Here is a 15706-nt window from a genome sequence, read left to right as displayed (position 1 = left end):
TTCAATGCTTCATTGAAAACTAGCGAAACCAGAGATGACTGTGCATTGAGCGAGAAAGCAGGTCAAGCTGCGTAGTCGTGCAATTCCATCTCCACGCCTGCGGGCCACATTGAACTGACGGATCCAGGCTGATAAAACGTCACAGTCACGCTCCGCCGGGATTGGCTGGCTCGCTCTGAAACCCGTGTCACCTCATGCCAGGAATTGTCTGACCTCACAAAGGTGGCTGAATTCCCGATGACCGGATTCACCAAGGCTGCAATGTCTTTTGCATCGGAAGAATTGAGGATGGCGAGGCAACCTCCGTCCGTGGGGTGCCACTTGTGGTTGAAATAGAAGACATGGGTAACCATTTTTTCAGGAAGATCGCGATGGGGGCCGAGAAGCCCGCCACGGCCATAGTGGTACACATGCGCCTCCATCGGAAGGCTAGTCAAGTCAAGGCCGGTGATTGACGACATCGCCATCCGGTATTCAGTGGAAAGCAGGTCTTTTGCCAGTTGCTGCCATGGAAGACTCAGGAATTCGGCATGCGATATGGTTTGCTCGCCCATTGGAATCAGAGAACGGGCGTCATACCGGTAATCTTTCTCTCCTCCATAAGCCTCAATGGTCCGGAAGTGATCGTGAGGATAGGTTTCGGAAAGCGCAGCGCAATCGGCCTGTGAATAGAGATTCGATATTTCAGCCCATCTAAAAGGCTGAGTGTTCATGCGACATTCCCTAATTTTTGAAAAATCGATCATGGTCTGATAACTGATGATGAAAAGAGAAGGTTGGTGAAGCGTTGACAACGTGGAGAAGAGAGTTTTTTCGCGCGGTCGAAACAGTATGCACTTCGCTTCGCCGCCCGTCCGAGGCCGCAGATTCGCACGGCGCGACGGTTGTGTGAAGGCCTTCTCGCCGGATTTTTCAGTAGGGGGCGTTGTCCGTGCCCCGACCCTATCAAGCGTGCCGCTGTTGCCGCGCTGTGATCATTCAGGAGAGGATGAGAGGCGAACGCGGCCATGGACATGCTTGATTGACGGGCTCAGGTCGAGCCATTTTGACCCGCCAGCTGAATCGCTCCGGATTTCCACGGGTTTTCGTTCGCCGGATGGGTGGGACTGCGCTAAGCGGTTCCGTGCGCACATCCATCCCGGGCCCTCCAGTCACAGATGTCCGAAGCACGGCCTCGGTACGCGGCGGGAGCCTGACGTCAGAGCGCCCAATCCGTGTAAGTCGGCGCTCATCGAAAGAGTTGGCGCGTGTGGGGCATAACCGCGCCGCCCATCCCCCGTGGCATCGCGCCTGGGCGCCACCATTGGCAATCGCAGTCCATTGCCCAGCAAGGCTGGTCCACCGCAGAACGAAAGGGCTCTGGCGCTACGCTGGCGATAGAGCTGGACAACGTTCCTGTGGGGCATGCAAAAACCGCATGTGGTCACGCGGATTTCTTCGTTGGCGAAGCAGGAGGGGACTTCTAAGGTGGCTGCGTTCTTCCGCCTCTTGCTTTTGCCAACCCTCTCCGCTTCCGAAAGCCATTGCCCATGTCTGCAGTCCTCACACCCACTCCTGCCATTCACACTCTTGTCCCCAACGCCCAGCCCCGGCGCAAGGACTGGTTCGACGCCCCGGCGGCCCGCCCCACGGTCGAGGCCGAGCGCCGCCACCGGCAGGAGACGCTGGCCGTGGCCTTCCGGCTGTTTGCGCAGCAGGGCTTCAACTACGGGCTGGCCGGTCACATCACCGCGCGCGACCCGGAGTGGACGGACCACTTCTGGGTGAACCCTCTGGGCCTGCATTTCTCGCAGATCAAGGTGTCCGACCTGCTGCTCGTGAACGCTGCCGGCGAGATCGTGGTGGGCCAGGGCCCGCTGAACCGCGCGGCGTTCGCCATTCACGCCGCGCTGCACGAGACGCGGCCGGACATCGTGGCCGCCGCTCACACGCATTCGACCTACGGCAAGGCCTGGTCGTCGCTGGGCCGCAAGCTTGATGCGCTCACGCAGGACTCGTGCATCTTTTATGAAGACCATGCGCTGTTCGACGACTTCACCGGCGTGGTGCTGGAGACCGACGAAGGTTTTCGCATCGGCGAAGCCCTGGGCGCGCAAAAGGCCGTCATTTTGCAGAACCACGGCATCCTGACGGCAGGCCCGTCGGTGGAGGCCGCCGCGTGGTGGTACATCGCGCTGGAGAACGCCTGCCAGGCCCAGCTGCTGGCCGAAGCCGCCGGCACCCCCAAACCCATCCCGCACGAGATCGCGCTGCGCACGCATGCGCAGATCGGCGGGCCGGGCGGTGCGCAGTTCGCGTTCAAGAGCCTGTTCGACATCATCGTGCGCGACCAGCCCGAGGTGCTGCAGTGAATGCGCCACTGACCTGGGGGCAAGCCGCACGCGCGCTGGCGGCGGAGTTCGGTGCGCGCGCCGCGGTGCACGACCGAGACGGGAGCTTTCCGCACGCCAACTTCGCCGAGCTGCAGCAGGCCGGCCTGCTGGCCCTGGCCGCGCCGCGGTCGCTGGGCGGGCAGGGCGCCTCGGTCGCGCAGCTGGCCGAGGTGGTCGGTGCCATCGGCCAGGGCTGCCCGGCCACGGCGCTGGTGCTGACCATGCAGTACATCCAGCAGCGCGGCATGGGCCGCCCCGGCTCGCCCTGGCCGCCGGCGCTGGCGCAGCAACTGGTGAATGAATCGGTGCATGAGGTCTCACTGATCAACGCACTGCGCGTGGAGCCCGAACTGGGCTCGCCCGCGCGTGGCGGCCTGCCGGCCACGGTGGCGCGGCATACGGCCGAGGGCTGGCGCATCAGCGGGCACAAGGTGTATTCCACCGGCGCGCCCATCCTGCGCTGGTATGTGGTGTGGGCCCGCACGGACGAGGCCACGCCGCGCACCGGCGCCTTCCTGGTGCGAGCGGGCCTGCCCGGCATCCGCATCGCGGAGACCTGGGACCACCTGGGCCTGCGCGCCAGCGGCAGCCACGATGTGCACCTGCACGATGTGCTGATACCCCACGCGCACGCGCTGGACCTGCGCCTGCCGCAGGACTGGGCGCGCGGCGAACCCGCGATGCAGGCCGAGATGACGGTGATGCTGGCCGCGCTGTACACCGGCGTGGCACGCGCCGCGCGCGACTGGCTGGTGCAGTTCCTGCGCGAGCGCGTGCCCGCCAGCCTGGGCGCGCCGCTGGCGACCTTGCCCCGCGCGCAAGAGGCCGTGGGCCGCATCGAAGGCCTGCTGCTCACCAACGACCGCCTGATCGTCAGCCTGGCCCACGACCTCGATGCCGGTACGCTGGTGCCCACCGTGGACAGCGGCCTGGTGAAGACCCTGGCCACGCGCAACGCCATCGAGGCCGTGCAGGCCGCGCTGGAGCTGACCAGCAACCACGGCCTGGCGCGCAAGAACCCGCTGGAGCGCCACCTGCGCGACGTGCTGTGCGGCCGCGTGCACACGCCGCAGGACGACAGCGCCTATGTTGCCGCGGGCCGCAGGGCGCTGGCCGTGGGGGCCGCATGAGCGCGGTGCTGGCTGCGCACGATCCTGGCAGCGGCACGGTCGATGCACGTGACGACGATGATGCCAACGCAGGTGCCGACCGCTGGGTCGTTCTGAACCAGGCAGGCCCGGAGGCCGATGCGCTGCTGGAGGTCGCGGGCCTGCCCGTGGTGCTGGCGGCCGACGATGCCGATGTGCCCGCCTGGGATCGCGCGGCCGATGTGGACATCCTCTTCACCGGCCCGCGCAACGGCTGGCGCCATGCGCCGGCCACCGCCCCCGCAGGCTGGCCCGGGCGGTTGAAATGGGTGCAGGTGGCATCTGCAGGCATCGACTTCTTTCCGCCCTGGCTGCTGCAGGTGCCGCAGGTCACCTGCTCGCGCGGCGTGGCGGCCGTGCCCATTGCCGAATATGTGCTGACCGCGCTGCTGACGCACCAGCGCGCATGGGACACGCTGCAGGTGTCGGGCGCCGGGCCGTGGCGCGAGACCTTTGCTCGGGTGGACCAGTACCTGCCCGGCACGCTGCAGGCGCGCGCGCTGGGCATCGCGGGCTACGGCGCCATCGGGCGCGAGGTGGCGCGGCTGGCGCGGGCATTCGGAATGCAGGTGACGGTGCTGCGACGCGGCGGAGCGCAGGTGCAGGGCGATGATGGCGTGCGCACGGTCGGCTCCATCGAGCAGCTGCTCGCGGCCTCGGACCACCTGGTGCTGGCCCTGCCGATCACCGCGCAGACCTACCATCTCATCAACGCCGCCACCCTGGCGCACGCCAGGCCCGGGCAGCACCTGGTGAACATTGCACGCGGTGCACTGGTGGACCCGCAGGCGCTGCTGCAGGCGCTGGACAGCGGGCGCCTGTCCGGCGCCACGCTGGACGTGACCGATCCCGAGCCCCTGCCCGACGGCCACCCGCTGTACAGCCACCCGCGCGTGCGGATCACGCCCCATGTGTCATGGGCGGCGCAGGGCGCAGCGCAGCTGACGGCCCACAAGTTCGTGGCCAATCTGGCGCGCCATGTGGCGGGGGAGCCGCTGGAAGACGTGGTGGACGGGGCGCGGGGCTACTGACCCCAGGGGTGCGCCGGGTCGTTGCAGCGGCAGCAAGGGCGGGGCAGGGTGCCTGCAAGCGGCCCGTGCCCGGCATGCGAAAACCGCATATGGATGGTCGCAAGGCTTCGTTGGTGGAGCGCGGGCCGGGTGATGCAATGGAAGCCAGAGTCCCTTCGACAGTGCCAACCCCCTTTCACACCCGACCACCATGCTGCGCCGCCAATTCCACCATCTGCTGACCGCTTCCGTTGCCGCCAGTTCGTTCCTCTCGCCCGTGCTCACCCATGCCCAGCAGCGCGTGTTGCTGCGTGCGGGCGACCAGAAGGGCGGGCTGCAGGCGCTGCTCGACGCTGCGGGCGAGCTGAAGAACCTGCCCTACGACATCAAGTGGAGCGAGTTCCCGGCCGCAGCGCCACTGGCCGAGGCGCTCAACGCCAACGCCGTGGACTTCGGGCCTATCGGCGATGCGCCGCTGCTGTTCACCCTGGCGGCGGGCAGCCGGGTCAAGGCCTTTGCGGCCAGCCGGTCGGACGCGTACGGCACCGCCGTGCTGGTGGCGCCCCACTCGCCGCTCAAGACGGCGGCAGACCTCAAGGGCAAGAGCATCGCCACCAACCGCGGCTCCATCGGCCACTTCGTCACGCTCAAGGTGCTCGAATCCGCCGGGCTCAAGGCCGACGACGTGCAGTTGCGCTTCATCCCGCCGCCCGACGCCAAGCTCGCGCTCACGCAGGGCTCGGTGGACGCCTGGGCCACGTGGGAGCCCTACACCGCGCTGGCCGAAACCAGCGGCCATGCCCGCGTGCTGGTCAGCGGCCGGGGGTTGTGGACGGGCCTGTCCTTCCTGGCCGCCACCGACGCGGCGCTGGCCGAAAAGCGCGCGGTGCTGCAGGACTTCAAGGAGCGCGTGGCGCGCGCCCAGGTGTGGTCCTACCAGAACGCCAAGCCGTTCGGCCAGTCGCTCGCCCGCATCATCGGCATCCCGGCCGACGCCGCGCAACTGCAGTTCGAGCGCCGCGCCACGCGCTGGCAGGACATCGACGCCCAGGTGCTGGCGGACCAGCAGAAGACGGCCGACTTCTACCTGGCGGCCGGCCTGATCAAGCAGCGGCTGGATGTGCGGGGCACCTTCGACACCAGCTTCAACCTGGCCAAGGGCTGAGGCCCGCGCAGGCGTGTCTGTCGGGCAAGTCCGGCGCCCCCTGGGCGCGGATGCCGCGCGGGCCGGTGCTGGCCGGTGAATTCGTCCGAACCACCGGGCGGCCGGCGGCGAAGGGCCGCGCGGCGGTTTGCGGGCCATTGGCGGGTGTGCCTGCACCGTGGCGCGCGCCGCCCCACAATCGGGTCATATGACCTCTTCTTCGACGATGCTGCGGCTGATCAGCCTGGCAGCTTTCTGCAGCATGGCGTCCATGCGTGTGTGCGACCCCATGCTGGTGTCCCTGTCCCATGAGTTCCATGTCACCACGGGCGATGCCTCCGCCGTGGTGGCGGCCTTCGCGGTGGCCTATGGCGTGCTGCAACTCGTCTACGGACCGCTGGGGGACCGGCTGGGCAAGCTGCAGGTGATCATTGGCGCCACGTCAGCCTGCGCGGTGTTCAGCGCGGCCACCGCGCTGGCGCCCAGCTTTACCGTGCTGGTGGTCGCGCGTGCGGCCATGGGGGCGGCGGCGGCGGGGATCATTCCGCTGTCCATGGCCTGGATCGGTGACGAGGTGGACTATGGGCAGCGGCAGGAGACGCTGGCGCGCCTCATGGTGGCCACCGTCACGGGGATGATGGCCGGCCAGTGGTTTGGCGGCTTTGCCACCGAAACCCTGGGCTGGCGTGGCGCGTTCGCCGTGCTCTCGGTGCTGTTCATGACGGCGGCGGTGCTGCTGCTGCGCCGCCTGCGGGCCGGCGGGGCCGCAGCGGCGCACCCCGCGGGCGCGCAGGAGCCTGGGGCCGGGTTTTCGCTGGCGGCCTACCTGGCCAGCACCCGGAACCTGCTGCGCATGCCGCGCGTGCGCTGGGTGCTCGCGGTGGTGTCCATCGAGGGGGCGCTGGCCTTTGGCACGCTGGCCTTCGTGCCCGCGCGCCTGGTCGACGGTTTCGGCCTGTCGGCCTCGGCGGCTGGCGGCGCGATGGTGCTCTATGGCGTGGGCGGGCTCCTCTACAGCATGTTCGCCCGCCGGTGGCTGGCCGCGCTCGGCGAACAGGGGCTGGCGCTTGCCGGGGCCTCCCTGATCGCCAGCGGCCTGCTGCTGCTGGCCTGGGCGCCGTGGGTGGCGTGGGCGGTGCTCGGGTGTTTCCTGGCGGGCATCGGTTTCTACATGCTGCACAACACGCTGCAGGTGCAGGCCACGCAGATGGCGCCGCAGGCGCGCGGCACGGCGGTTACGCTGTTTGCGTGCCTGCTGTTCCTGGGCCAGTCCCTCGGGGTGCTCGCCGTGGCGTTCAGCGTGGACCGGGGGTGGCTGCCGCCCGTGTTCTCGGTGGCGGCGCTGGGGATCTTCGTGCTGGGTTTCCTGGTGTCGCGCCGGGTGCAGCGGCGCGGCGCCGTCGCGGGCGCCTGAGGGTGCCGGGGTTCGCGAAGCGGTGGCGCTTCGCCTGTAGACTGCATGCACTTTGTGCCTGGGCGCCAGCCCCTGCTGCTGCCGCGCCCCATCCACCATGAACGATTCCCCGCCCGCCACCGTGCTGCCATTTCCCCGCGCCGAGGGCGCCATGAGCGAGAAGGTGCGCCGCTACGACTGGGCGGGCAGCGCGCTGGGGCCCATGCAGGCATGGCCCGCCACGCTGCGCTACTGCGTCGAGGCCCTGCTCGCGTCGCGCTTTCCGTCATGCCTGGTCTGGGGGGCGCAGTTCACTACCATCTACAACGATGCGTTCCGCCTGATACTGGGCAACAAGCCCGAGGCGCTCGGGCGCTCCTTCAAGGATGTGTGGAGCGAGGCCTGGCCCACCATCGGTCCCATCGCCGAGCGCGCCTATGCCGGCGAAGCCACGTTCATCGAGGATTTCCCGCTGGAGGTGAACCGCTACGGCCACCCCGAGCAGGCCTATTTCACGTTCTGCTACAGCCCGGTGCGCGACGAGCACGGCGCGGTGGTGGGCATGCTGGACACCGTGATCGAGACCACCAGCAAGTTCAACGCGCTGCGCCAGTGGCGCGATGTGGCGGCGTCGCTGGAGCAGCAGGTGGCGCAGCGCACGGCCGACCGCAACCGGCTGTGGCAGCTCTCGGACGACGTGCTGCTGGTGGCACGCCTGGACGGCACCATCACCGCCGTGAATCCCGCCTGGACCGCGACGCTGGGCTGGTCGGAGGCGGAGACCGTGGGCCATCCGCTGGCGGCGTTCGCCCATGGGCACGACATGGCGCAGGTGCAGGACGAAATGGCCCTGCTGGCCACCGAGCCCACGCGCCGCCAGATCACCGCGCGCTACCGCCATCGCGACGGCGGCGAGCGGTGGATCGCCTGGACCGCCGTGCCCAGCGAGGGCTTCATCCAGGCCGTGGGCCGCGACACCACCGAGGAGCACCTGCGCAAGGAGGCGCTCAGCAACGCCGAGGAGCTTTTGCGCCAGAGCCAGAAGATGGAGGCCGTGGGCCAGCTCACCGGCGGCATCGCCCACGACTTCAACAACATGCTGCAGGGCATCGTGCTGCCGCTGCAGCTCATCCGGCAGCGCATTGCCCAGGGGCGCCATGACGAGGTGGGGCGCTACATCGAGTCGGGCCTGGCGGCGGCCAAGCGGGCGGCGTCGCTCACGCAGCGCCTGCTGGCGTTCTCGCGCCGCCAGCCGCTGGATTCCCGGCCCGTGGACCTGGTGTCCTCGCTGGGCGGGCTGGAGTCCATGCTCAAGACGACGTGCGGCGAGAACATCGCGCTGCAGCTGCACCTGCCGCAGGACCTGTGGCCCGCGCTGACCGATGCCCACCAGTTTGAGAGCGCGGTGGTCAACCTGGCGATCAATGCGCGCGATGCCATGCCGGGCGGCGGTGCGCTGTACATCGCGGCCGACAACGTGCATGCCGACGCCGCCACCGCGCAGGCCACGCCGGGGCTGGAGCCGGGCGACTACGTGCGCGTGACGGTGCGGGACACGGGCACCGGCATGACGGGCGATGTGATCGCGCGCGCCTTCGATCCGTTCTTCACCACCAAGCCGCTGGGGCAGGGCACGGGGCTGGGGCTGTCGATGATCTACGGCTTCATGCGCCAGTCCGGCGGCCTTGCGGTGCTGGACAGCGCCGTGGGGCTGGGCACCAGCGTGGCGCTGTATTTCATGCGGTCGCAGCACGAGGCGATGGCCGAGCTGCCCGAGCCGGTGGCCAATCTCTCCAGCGCGCGCCGACCCGATTCCACCCTGGTGGTGGAAGACGACGACACGGTGCGCACGCTGGCCGTGGAACTGCTGCGCGACATGGGTTTCCACGTGATGGAGGCCGCCACCGGCAGCGCCGCCATGGCCCTGCTCTCGGGGGCGGTGCACTTTGACCTGCTGGTGTCCGACGTGGGCCTGCCCGGCCCCAACGGCCGCCAGGTGGCCGACTATGCGCGCGAGAAGTTTCCGTCCATCAAGGTCATCCTGATGACGGGCTATGCCGAGCAGGCGGCCATGACGCCGCAGTTCCTCGGCGCGCAGATGGAGCTGCTGGTCAAGCCCTTTGATGCCCAGACCCTGGTGGGCAAGGTCAACGCGGTGATGGGGCACGGTCCGCGAGACGCCTGAGGGCCATCGCCGGGGCGGCCTGCCGCGCGCGGGCCGTCAGATACCGGCTTCATACCAGCCCTTGCTGCGGTTGACGGCGTGCACCACCAGCAGCATCACCGGCACTTCGACCAGGACACCCACCACGGTGGCCAGCGCCGCGCCCGAGTGCAGTCCGAACAGGCTGATGGCGGCGGCCACGGCCAGCTCGAAGAAGTTGGATGCGCCGATCAGCGCCGACGGGCAGGCGATGCTGTGTTTTTCGCCCACGGCGCGGTTCAGGCCGTAGGCCAGCGCGGAGTTGAACAGCACCTGGATCAAGATCGGCACGGCCAGCAGGGCGATCACCAGGGGCTGCCGCAGGATGGCCTCGCCCTGGAACGCGAACAGCAGCACGAGGGTGGCCAGCAGCGCGGCGATGGACCACGGGCCGGTGCGCGCCATGGCCGCCTGGAAGGCCGCTTCGCCCCGGCGCAGAAGCCGCCTGCGCAGCCACTGCGCGATCGCCACCGGGATCAGGATGTACAGCACCACCGAGGCAAGCAGCGTGTCCCACGGCACGGCAATGGCCGACAGGCCCAGCAAAAAGCCCACCAGCGGCGCGAACGCCACGACCATGATGCTGTCGTTGAGCGCCACCTGCGACAGCGTGAACAGCGGGTCTCCGCCCGTGAGCCGGCTCCACACGAACACCATGGCCGTGCAGGGCGCGGCCGCCAGCAGGATCAGCCCGGCGATGTAGCTGTCGATCTGCTCGGCGGGCAGCCAGGGGGCAAACCAGTGGCGGATGAACAGCCAGCCCAGCAGGGCCATCGAAAACGGCTTGACCAGCCAGTTGACGAACAGCGTCACGCCAATGCCCCGCAGGTGCTGGCGCACCCCGGCCAGCGCGCCGAAGTCCACCTTCAGCAGCATGGGGATGATCATCACCCAGATGAGCAGGCCCACCGGCAGGTTGACACGCGCCACCTCCAGCGCGCCCACCGCGCGGGCCGCGCCCGGCAGCCATTGGCCGAGCGCAATGCCCGCCACGATGCACAGCAGCACCCACACGGTGAGGTAGCGCTCGAACACCGCCATGCCGGCGGCCGGGGCGGACTGTGAAGGGTTTTTGGGGTGCATGGGGATGTCAGTGCGCGGGCAGTTCGCGGGCAGGGGTCGTCGGCGTGGGTCCCGTTCGGGTCAGCAGCACTTGTTGGGGTTGGTGGCCGTGGGGCCGCAGCAGGCGGCCTGGCCCGGCTCGGGGATTGAGGGCGCGCCCGTGGGGCAGCAGGCGGCCTGGGCGGGCTGGGCCGCGGCTTCGTTGAACACGGGAATGTTGCCCAGCGTGTGGAAGTGTTCCCACGCCACGCCCTGCGGGTCGGCGATCCAGTGCTTGTCGCTGCGGGCATAGCAGCAGGTGGTGGCGCCTTCGTCCAGCAGGGCCATGTCGGCGCCCTGGGCGCGCGCCTTCAGCTCGGCCAGTTCGCCGGCCTCGTCCACCTGGAAACCCAGGTGGTCCACGCCGGGCTTGTCGCCGCGGGTGGAGATGGCGAAGTTCACGCGCGGGTCTTCGAGCATCCATTTGGCGTAGTCGGCCTCCACGCGCGCGGGGGCGGCCGCGAACAGCCGGGAATAGAACGCGATGCTCTTGGCGAAGTCATCGACATGCAGGTGGACGTGGAATCGCTTCATGGTGGCTTCCTTTAGGCCGTGGGCCGTGGCGTGGGTTGTGGGTCAGCAATCGCAGGCGGCGGTGGCGGTGCCGGGCAGGCAGGCGGCGCCCTGGCAGCAGTTCTCGGTCAGGTAGGCCAGCAGTTCGTTCATGGTGGCAAACGATGCGCGGTAGATCAGGTTGCGGCCCTGGCGCTGCGGGCTCACCAGGCCCGCGTGGGTCAGCTCCTTGAGGTGGAACGACAGCGTGTTGGGCGCAATGCCCAGCTGTTCGGACAGCGCCCCGGGCGTGAGTCCGTCCTGGCCGGCCACCACCAGTGCGCGGAACACGCGCAGGCGCACTTCCTGGGCCAGGGCGGCGAGGGATCGGATGACGTCGGGTTCTTGCATTATTCGATATTACAACAAAAGTTGAAATATAGAAGCGTTCTTGAGAGATCGTTTTCAAGCCTTCATGAAAAAACAGGAAAATTGGCGAATCGTGCTGGATAGTATTGCGCCAGATGCTATGCAATTAGGAGCTATGAAGGTGAACCTATCACGGTCTTCATAACCTGTGGATCTAATCACCCGATTTTTCAATCGTTTGTGAACTTACGATTCGCCGATACAGTCCCGCATCCCATTCCTCACCGCGCGCCACGGACCATCGGCATGTCCTGTGACGCGCCACTGCTTTTTCATGATCGACTTACGGGGTATCACCCAAACCTACCAGGGCTCACAAGGCCCGGTCGAGGCTCTCAAGGGCATCGACCTTCACATCACGCCGGGCGAAGTGTTCGGCATCATCGGCAAGAGCGGTGCGGGCAAGAGCTCGCTGGTGCGCGTCATCAACCTGCTCAACCGCCCCACCACGGGCCAGGTCATCGTCAATGGCCGCGACCTGACCCAGCTGGGCGATGCCCAGCTGCGCGATGCCCGCCGCGAGATCGGCATGGTCTTCCAGCATTTCAACCTGCTGTCCTCGCGCACGGTGTTCGACAACGCGGCCCTGCCGCTGGAACTGGCGGGCATGGACAAGGCCGCCATCCGCGAACGCGTGAACCCGCTGCTGGACCTGGTGGGCCTGTCGGCCCTGGCCCAACGCTACCCGGCGCAGATCAGTGGCGGCCAGAAGCAGCGCGTGGGCATTGCGCGCGCGCTGGCCAGCCGCCCCAAGGTGCTGCTCTCGGATGAAGCCACGTCCGCGCTCGACCCCGAGACCACGCGCTCCATCCTCGACCTGCTGCGCCAGGTGAACCGGGAGCTGGGCCTCACGGTGGTGCTCATCACGCACCAGATGCAGGTCATCAAGCAGGTGGCCGACCGCGTGGCCGTGATCGAGGCCGGCCGCATCGTGGAGCAGGGCCGCGTGCTGGATGTCTTCACGCGCCCGCAGCAACCCATCACCAAGAGCCTGATCGACGAGATCCTGCCGCAGGAGCTGCCCGCCAGCGTGCTCGGCCATGTGCGCACGCTCGCAGTTCAGCTCGCTGCCACGGCACCGGACCGCACGGGCCAGCTGCTGCGCCTGTCGTACGCAGGTGACAGCGCGTACCAGCCCATCCTGTCGCAGCTCATCCGCCAGTTCGGCGTGGACATGAGCATCCTGCACGGCCAGGTGGACGAGATCCAGGACGAGACCTTCGGCTCGCTGGCCGTCTATGCCAGCGGCGAGGCCGACCGCCTGCGCGGCGCCGTGGCGCACCTGCGCGCCAGTGGCGTCGCCGTCGAAGAAGTGGCCGTACCGGCTTGAGGAAGGGAAAAAAACATGTTCGACAACTTCACCCCGGCCATGCTGGACCTCTTCGCCTCGTCGCTGTGGGAAACGCTGGTCATGGTCGGCATCTCCGGCCTGGTCGGCGGCCTGCTGGGCGTGCCGCTGGGCGTGTTCCTGCGCCTCACCGACCAGGGCGGCGTGCTCGAAAACGGGCCCGTCAACAAGCTCGTGGGCTGGCTGGTCAACGCCGTGCGCTCCACGCCCTTCATCATCCTGCTCGTGGCCATCATCCCGTTCACGCGCTTCATCACCGGCTCGTCCATCGGCACGGCCGCGGCCGTGGTGCCGCTGACCATCGCCGCCGCCCCGTTCGTGGCGCGCCTGGTGGAGGCCGCGCTGCGCGAGGTGGACCACGGCCTCGTGGAAGCCGCCCAGGCCATGGGCGCGACCACCAGCCAGATCGTGTGGAAGGTGCTGCTGCCCGAGGCGCTGCCCGGCATCGTGGCGGGCCTGACCATCACCTTCGTGAGTCTCACGGGCTACTCGGCCATGGCCGGCGCCATCGGCGGCGGCGGCCTGGGCGACCTGGGCATCCGCTACGGCTACCAGCGCTTCCTACCCGAGATCATGCTGGCCGTGGTGCTGGTGCTGATCTTCTTCGTACAGGCCGTGCAGAGCCTGGGCGACTGGGCGGTGCGCAGGCTCAGCCACCGCTGACCCCAGGCACCAGTCGCCTGTTGATTGCTATCTAATCGATAGCTATTGGCGCTTGATGGTAAAGCGCTTGTGGCTGTTTTTTGCTGCAAGTTTGGTGCGGGGCTGTGCCCGCCGCCGGATGCTTCATTCCGCAGAGATCCGGTGGTCCGCCACCAGCCTGGCAAAACGCGCCGTGTCGCTGGCGATCTGCTGGGCCATCTGCGCCGGGGTGTTGCCGACGGGCTCGGCGCCGATGTCCAGCATGCGCTTCCTGAAGTCGGCCGACTGGATCACCTTGACCATTTCGGCGTTGAGCCGTTCCACGACCTCGGGCGGCGTGCGCACGGGCGCGAGCACGCCGAACCAGGTGCCGATGTCGAAGCCCGCGAAGCCGCTCTCCTGCAGGGTGGGCACGTCGGGCAGCGCGGACGACCGCCTGGCCGTGGTCACGGCCAGCGCGCGCAGCTTGCCGGCCTTGATGTGCGGCAGCACGGGCGTCACGGTGTCGAACGACATCGATACCTGGCCGCCCAGCAGGTCGGTGGTCAATGGCCCGCTGCCCTTGTAGGGCACGTGCAGCAGCGGCTGGCCGATGGCCGTGGCGAACTGCGTGCCGATCAGGTGCTGCGCGGTGCCCGCGCCGTTGGAGCCGTACGAGAACTTGTCGGGCGCGGCCTTCACCAGGGCCACGAGTTCCTTCACGTCCCTGGCGGGCGTGGCGGCGCTCACGGCAAGCACATTGGGCACGAGCGCCACGGTGGTGATGGGCGCGAAGCTCTTCTGGAAGTCGTAGCCGAGCTTCTTGTACACGCTGGTGGCGATGGTGTGGTGCACCGCGCCCATCAGCAGCGTGTGGCCGTCGGCAGGTGCCTTGGCCACGTAGTCGGCGCCAATGGTGGCGCCCGCGCCGCCCCGGTTTTCCACGATGACCGGCTGGCCCAGTGCCACGCCCAGCTTTTCGCCCAGTGCGCGCGCCAGCACGTCGGTGGTGCCCCCGGCCGCGAACGGCACGACGATGGTGACGGGCTTGGCGGGCCAGGCCGGGCCCTGCGCGTGGGCCTTTGTGCCGGGCAGCAGGCAGGCGGCTACGGCGACCGCCGCCAGGGCCATCAGGTAGGGGCGGCGCAGCGGCTGGGCGATGCAGGTGGGATGGGGGGTAGGGCGGCGCATGGTTTGTCTCCGAAAGGGTGGTTGTGCGGCGGGTGCATGGCCTTTGTGGCCTTGTTGTTCTGCCCGCCGGGGGCAAGTGCGGTCAGGCGGCTTTGCGCGCGGCCGGTGCGCTGCTGATGAGCGCGCACACGGCATCGGTCACCTGCGCCGTGGTGGCCGTGCCGCCCAGATCGCGGGTGTGCAGGGCGGGGTTGGCGGTGACCTGCTCGATGGCCTGCATCACGGCGCGGGCCGCCTCGGCCTCGCCCAAGTGCTCCAGCAGCATCACCACCGACCAGAAGGTGCCGATGGGGTTGGCCAGGCCCTTGCCCATGATGTCGAACGCCGAGCCGTGGATGGGCTCGAACATGCTGGGGTAGCGGCGCTCGGGGTCGATGTTGCCGGTGGGCGCGATGCCCAGGCTGCCGGCCAGCGCCGCGGCCAGGTCCGAGAGGATGTCGGCGTGCAGGTTGGTCGCGACGATGGTGTCCAGCGTGGCGGGGCGGTTGACCATGCGGGCCGTGGCGGCGTCCACCAGTTCCTTGTCCCATTGCACATCGGGGAACTCGGTAGCCACCTGCGCGGCGATCTCGTCCCACATCACCATGGCATGGCGCTGCGCGTTGCTCTTGGTGATGACGGTGAGTTGCTTGCGGGGGCGCGATCGGGCCAGGCGGAAGGCAAAACGCAGGATGCGCTCCACGCCCACGCGGGTCATGATGGAGACATCGGTGGCGGCCTCGATGGGGTGGCCCTGGTGCACGCGGCCGCCGACGCCGGAGTATTCACCCTCGGAGTTTTCGCGCACGATGACCCAGTCCAGGTCCTGGGGCGTGCAGCGCTTGAGCGGCGCGTCGATGCCCGGCAGGATGCGCGTGGGCCGCACGTTGGCGTACTGGTCGAACCCCTGGCAGATCTTCAGGCGCAGGCCCCACAGCGTGATGTGGTCGGGGATGTCCGGGTCGCCGGCCGAACCGAACAGGATGGCGTCCTTGCCGCGCAGGGCGTCCAGGCCATCGGCCGGCATCATCGCGCCGTGGGCGCGGTACCAGTCGCCGCCCCAGCCGAAATTCTCGAACGCGAACTGCAGGCCAGGGTGCTGGGCGGACAGGGCTTCCAGCACGCGCTGGCCTGCGGGAATCACTTCCTTGCCGATGCCGTCTCCGGGAATGGTGGCGATTTGGTAGGTGGTCATGGGGTGTACAAAGAACGGTGGTGGATGGCTGGACTTTAGGCCGCCGTGCGCACAGGAAATGCCCTGAAAGTGAATCCATC

At 68.3% G+C, this 15706-nt stretch carries 14 protein-coding genes; 8 read left to right on the top strand and 6 right to left on the bottom strand.

Annotation, left to right across the window (positions count from 1 at the left end; translation table 11 throughout):
* Positions 1 to 62 precede the first annotated feature (62 nt).
* Positions 63 to 713 carry a 2OG-Fe(II) oxygenase gene (locus AC07OD_RS07695; RefSeq protein ID WP_218341038.1) on the bottom strand — a complete coding sequence of 217 codons (651 nt, stop codon included), beginning with the start codon at positions 711 to 713 and terminating at the stop codon, positions 63 to 65.
* 816 nt (positions 714 to 1529) lie between these two features.
* On the opposite strand from AC07OD_RS07695, the gene AC07OD_RS07690 reads away from it, so the two are divergent.
* The 6 genes from AC07OD_RS07690 (at position 1530) to AC07OD_RS07665 (ending at position 9252) form a co-directional block, all read left to right on the top strand.
* Entirely contained in the window at positions 1530 to 2351 is an 822-nt protein-coding gene (locus AC07OD_RS07690) for a class II aldolase/adducin family protein (RefSeq protein WP_494595937.1), read from the top strand.
* A complete protein-coding gene (locus tag AC07OD_RS07685; protein ID WP_494595935.1) occupies positions 2348 to 3502 on the top strand; it encodes an acyl-CoA dehydrogenase family protein in 1155 nt (384 codons plus the stop codon). The genes AC07OD_RS07690 and AC07OD_RS07685 overlap by 4 nt, the downstream gene beginning before the upstream one ends.
* The gene (locus AC07OD_RS07680) at positions 3499 to 4551 is read left to right on the top strand and encodes an NAD(P)-dependent oxidoreductase (protein WP_494595933.1); all 1053 of its coding nucleotides are present in this window, start codon (positions 3499 to 3501) and stop codon (positions 4549 to 4551) included. Before AC07OD_RS07685 ends, AC07OD_RS07680 begins: the two co-directional genes overlap by 4 nt.
* Before the next feature lie 190 nt (positions 4552 to 4741).
* On the top strand, positions 4742 to 5695 hold the full coding sequence (locus tag AC07OD_RS07675) for an ABC transporter substrate-binding protein (protein ID WP_218294671.1): 954 nt from the start codon (positions 4742 to 4744) through the stop codon (positions 5693 to 5695).
* Between the two features lie 187 nt (positions 5696 to 5882).
* Complete coding sequence (locus AC07OD_RS07670; RefSeq protein WP_255591468.1) at positions 5883 to 7088, top strand: MFS transporter; 1206 nt, start codon at positions 5883 to 5885, stop codon at positions 7086 to 7088.
* 97 nt (positions 7089 to 7185) lie between these two features.
* Positions 7186 to 9252 carry a hybrid sensor histidine kinase/response regulator gene (locus tag AC07OD_RS07665; RefSeq protein WP_218294672.1) on the top strand — a complete coding sequence of 689 codons (2067 nt, stop codon included), beginning with the start codon at positions 7186 to 7188 and terminating at the stop codon, positions 9250 to 9252.
* A 36-nt stretch (positions 9253 to 9288) separates the two neighbouring features.
* Here the strand turns inward: AC07OD_RS07665 and arsB are convergent, their stop codons facing one another.
* Genes arsB through AC07OD_RS07650 form a run of 3 tightly spaced genes read right to left on the bottom strand, consistent with a single transcriptional unit; the run spans position 9289 to position 11274 of the window.
* Positions 9289 to 10353: an ACR3 family arsenite efflux transporter gene (gene arsB, locus AC07OD_RS07660; RefSeq protein ID WP_218294673.1), complete on the bottom strand. Its 1065-nt coding sequence runs from the start codon at positions 10351 to 10353 to the stop codon at positions 9289 to 9291.
* Positions 10354 to 10413: 60 nt separating this feature from the next.
* Positions 10414 to 10905, bottom strand: coding sequence for an ArsI/CadI family heavy metal resistance metalloenzyme (locus AC07OD_RS07655; protein ID WP_494595929.1), 492 nt, complete (start codon positions 10903 to 10905; stop codon positions 10414 to 10416).
* A gap of 42 nt (positions 10906 to 10947) precedes the next feature.
* Positions 10948 to 11274 (bottom strand): ArsR/SmtB family transcription factor, encoded by a 327-nt coding sequence (locus AC07OD_RS07650; RefSeq protein ID WP_494595928.1) that lies wholly within the window; start codon positions 11272 to 11274, stop codon positions 10948 to 10950.
* Positions 11275 to 11566: 292 nt separating this feature from the next.
* Here AC07OD_RS07650 and AC07OD_RS07645 point away from each other — a divergent pair, with 292 nt between their 5' ends.
* Together AC07OD_RS07645 and AC07OD_RS07640 are read left to right on the top strand one after the other, a co-directional pair.
* A complete protein-coding gene (locus AC07OD_RS07645) occupies positions 11567 to 12622 on the top strand; it encodes a methionine ABC transporter ATP-binding protein (protein WP_218341043.1) in 1056 nt (351 codons plus the stop codon).
* Positions 12623 to 12637: 15 nt separating this feature from the next.
* Positions 12638 to 13303 (top strand): methionine ABC transporter permease, encoded by a 666-nt coding sequence (locus AC07OD_RS07640; protein ID WP_218294677.1) that lies wholly within the window; start codon positions 12638 to 12640, stop codon positions 13301 to 13303.
* A gap of 123 nt (positions 13304 to 13426) precedes the next feature.
* On the opposite strand, the gene AC07OD_RS07635 is transcribed toward AC07OD_RS07640, so the two are convergent.
* Together AC07OD_RS07635 and AC07OD_RS07630 are read right to left on the bottom strand one after the other, a co-directional pair.
* Entirely contained in the window at positions 13427 to 14392 is a 966-nt protein-coding gene (locus tag AC07OD_RS07635; RefSeq protein WP_218295295.1) for a tripartite tricarboxylate transporter substrate binding protein, read from the bottom strand.
* Positions 14393 to 14534: 142 nt separating this feature from the next.
* On the bottom strand, positions 14535 to 15626 hold the full coding sequence (locus tag AC07OD_RS07630; protein WP_218294678.1) for a tartrate dehydrogenase: 1092 nt from the start codon (positions 15624 to 15626) through the stop codon (positions 14535 to 14537).
* Positions 15627 to 15706 lie beyond the last annotated feature (80 nt).

The sequence above is a fragment of the Acidovorax sp. GW821-FHT10E03 genome, assembly GCF_059415205.1.
This window is presented reverse-complemented; position numbering and strand designations above follow the sequence as displayed.

Coding starts and splice junctions, on each gene's coding strand:
- AC07OD_RS07695 (WP_218341038.1), bottom strand. CDS start 713: ATGAACACTCAGCCTTTTAGATGGGCTGAAATATCGAATCTCTATTCA.
- AC07OD_RS07690 (WP_494595937.1), top strand. CDS start 1,530: ATGTCTGCAGTCCTCACACCCACTCCTGCCATTCACACTCTTGTCCCC.
- AC07OD_RS07680 (WP_494595933.1), top strand. CDS start 3,499: ATGAGCGCGGTGCTGGCTGCGCACGATCCTGGCAGCGGCACGGTCGAT.
- AC07OD_RS07675 (WP_218294671.1), top strand. CDS start 4,742: ATGCTGCGCCGCCAATTCCACCATCTGCTGACCGCTTCCGTTGCCGCC.
- AC07OD_RS07670 (WP_255591468.1), top strand. CDS start 5,883: ATGACCTCTTCTTCGACGATGCTGCGGCTGATCAGCCTGGCAGCTTTC.
- AC07OD_RS07665 (WP_218294672.1), top strand. CDS start 7,186: ATGAACGATTCCCCGCCCGCCACCGTGCTGCCATTTCCCCGCGCCGAG.
- arsB (WP_218294673.1), bottom strand. CDS start 10,353: ATGCACCCCAAAAACCCTTCACAGTCCGCCCCGGCCGCCGGCATGGCG.
- AC07OD_RS07655 (WP_494595929.1), bottom strand. CDS start 10,905: ATGAAGCGATTCCACGTCCACCTGCATGTCGATGACTTCGCCAAGAGC.
- AC07OD_RS07650 (WP_494595928.1), bottom strand. CDS start 11,274: ATGCAAGAACCCGACGTCATCCGATCCCTCGCCGCCCTGGCCCAGGAA.
- AC07OD_RS07645 (WP_218341043.1), top strand. CDS start 11,567: ATGATCGACTTACGGGGTATCACCCAAACCTACCAGGGCTCACAAGGC.
- AC07OD_RS07640 (WP_218294677.1), top strand. CDS start 12,638: ATGTTCGACAACTTCACCCCGGCCATGCTGGACCTCTTCGCCTCGTCG.
- AC07OD_RS07635 (WP_218295295.1), bottom strand. CDS start 14,392: ATGGCCCTGGCGGCGGTCGCCGTAGCCGCCTGCCTGCTGCCCGGCACA.
- AC07OD_RS07630 (WP_218294678.1), bottom strand. CDS start 15,626: ATGACCACCTACCAAATCGCCACCATTCCCGGAGACGGCATCGGCAAG.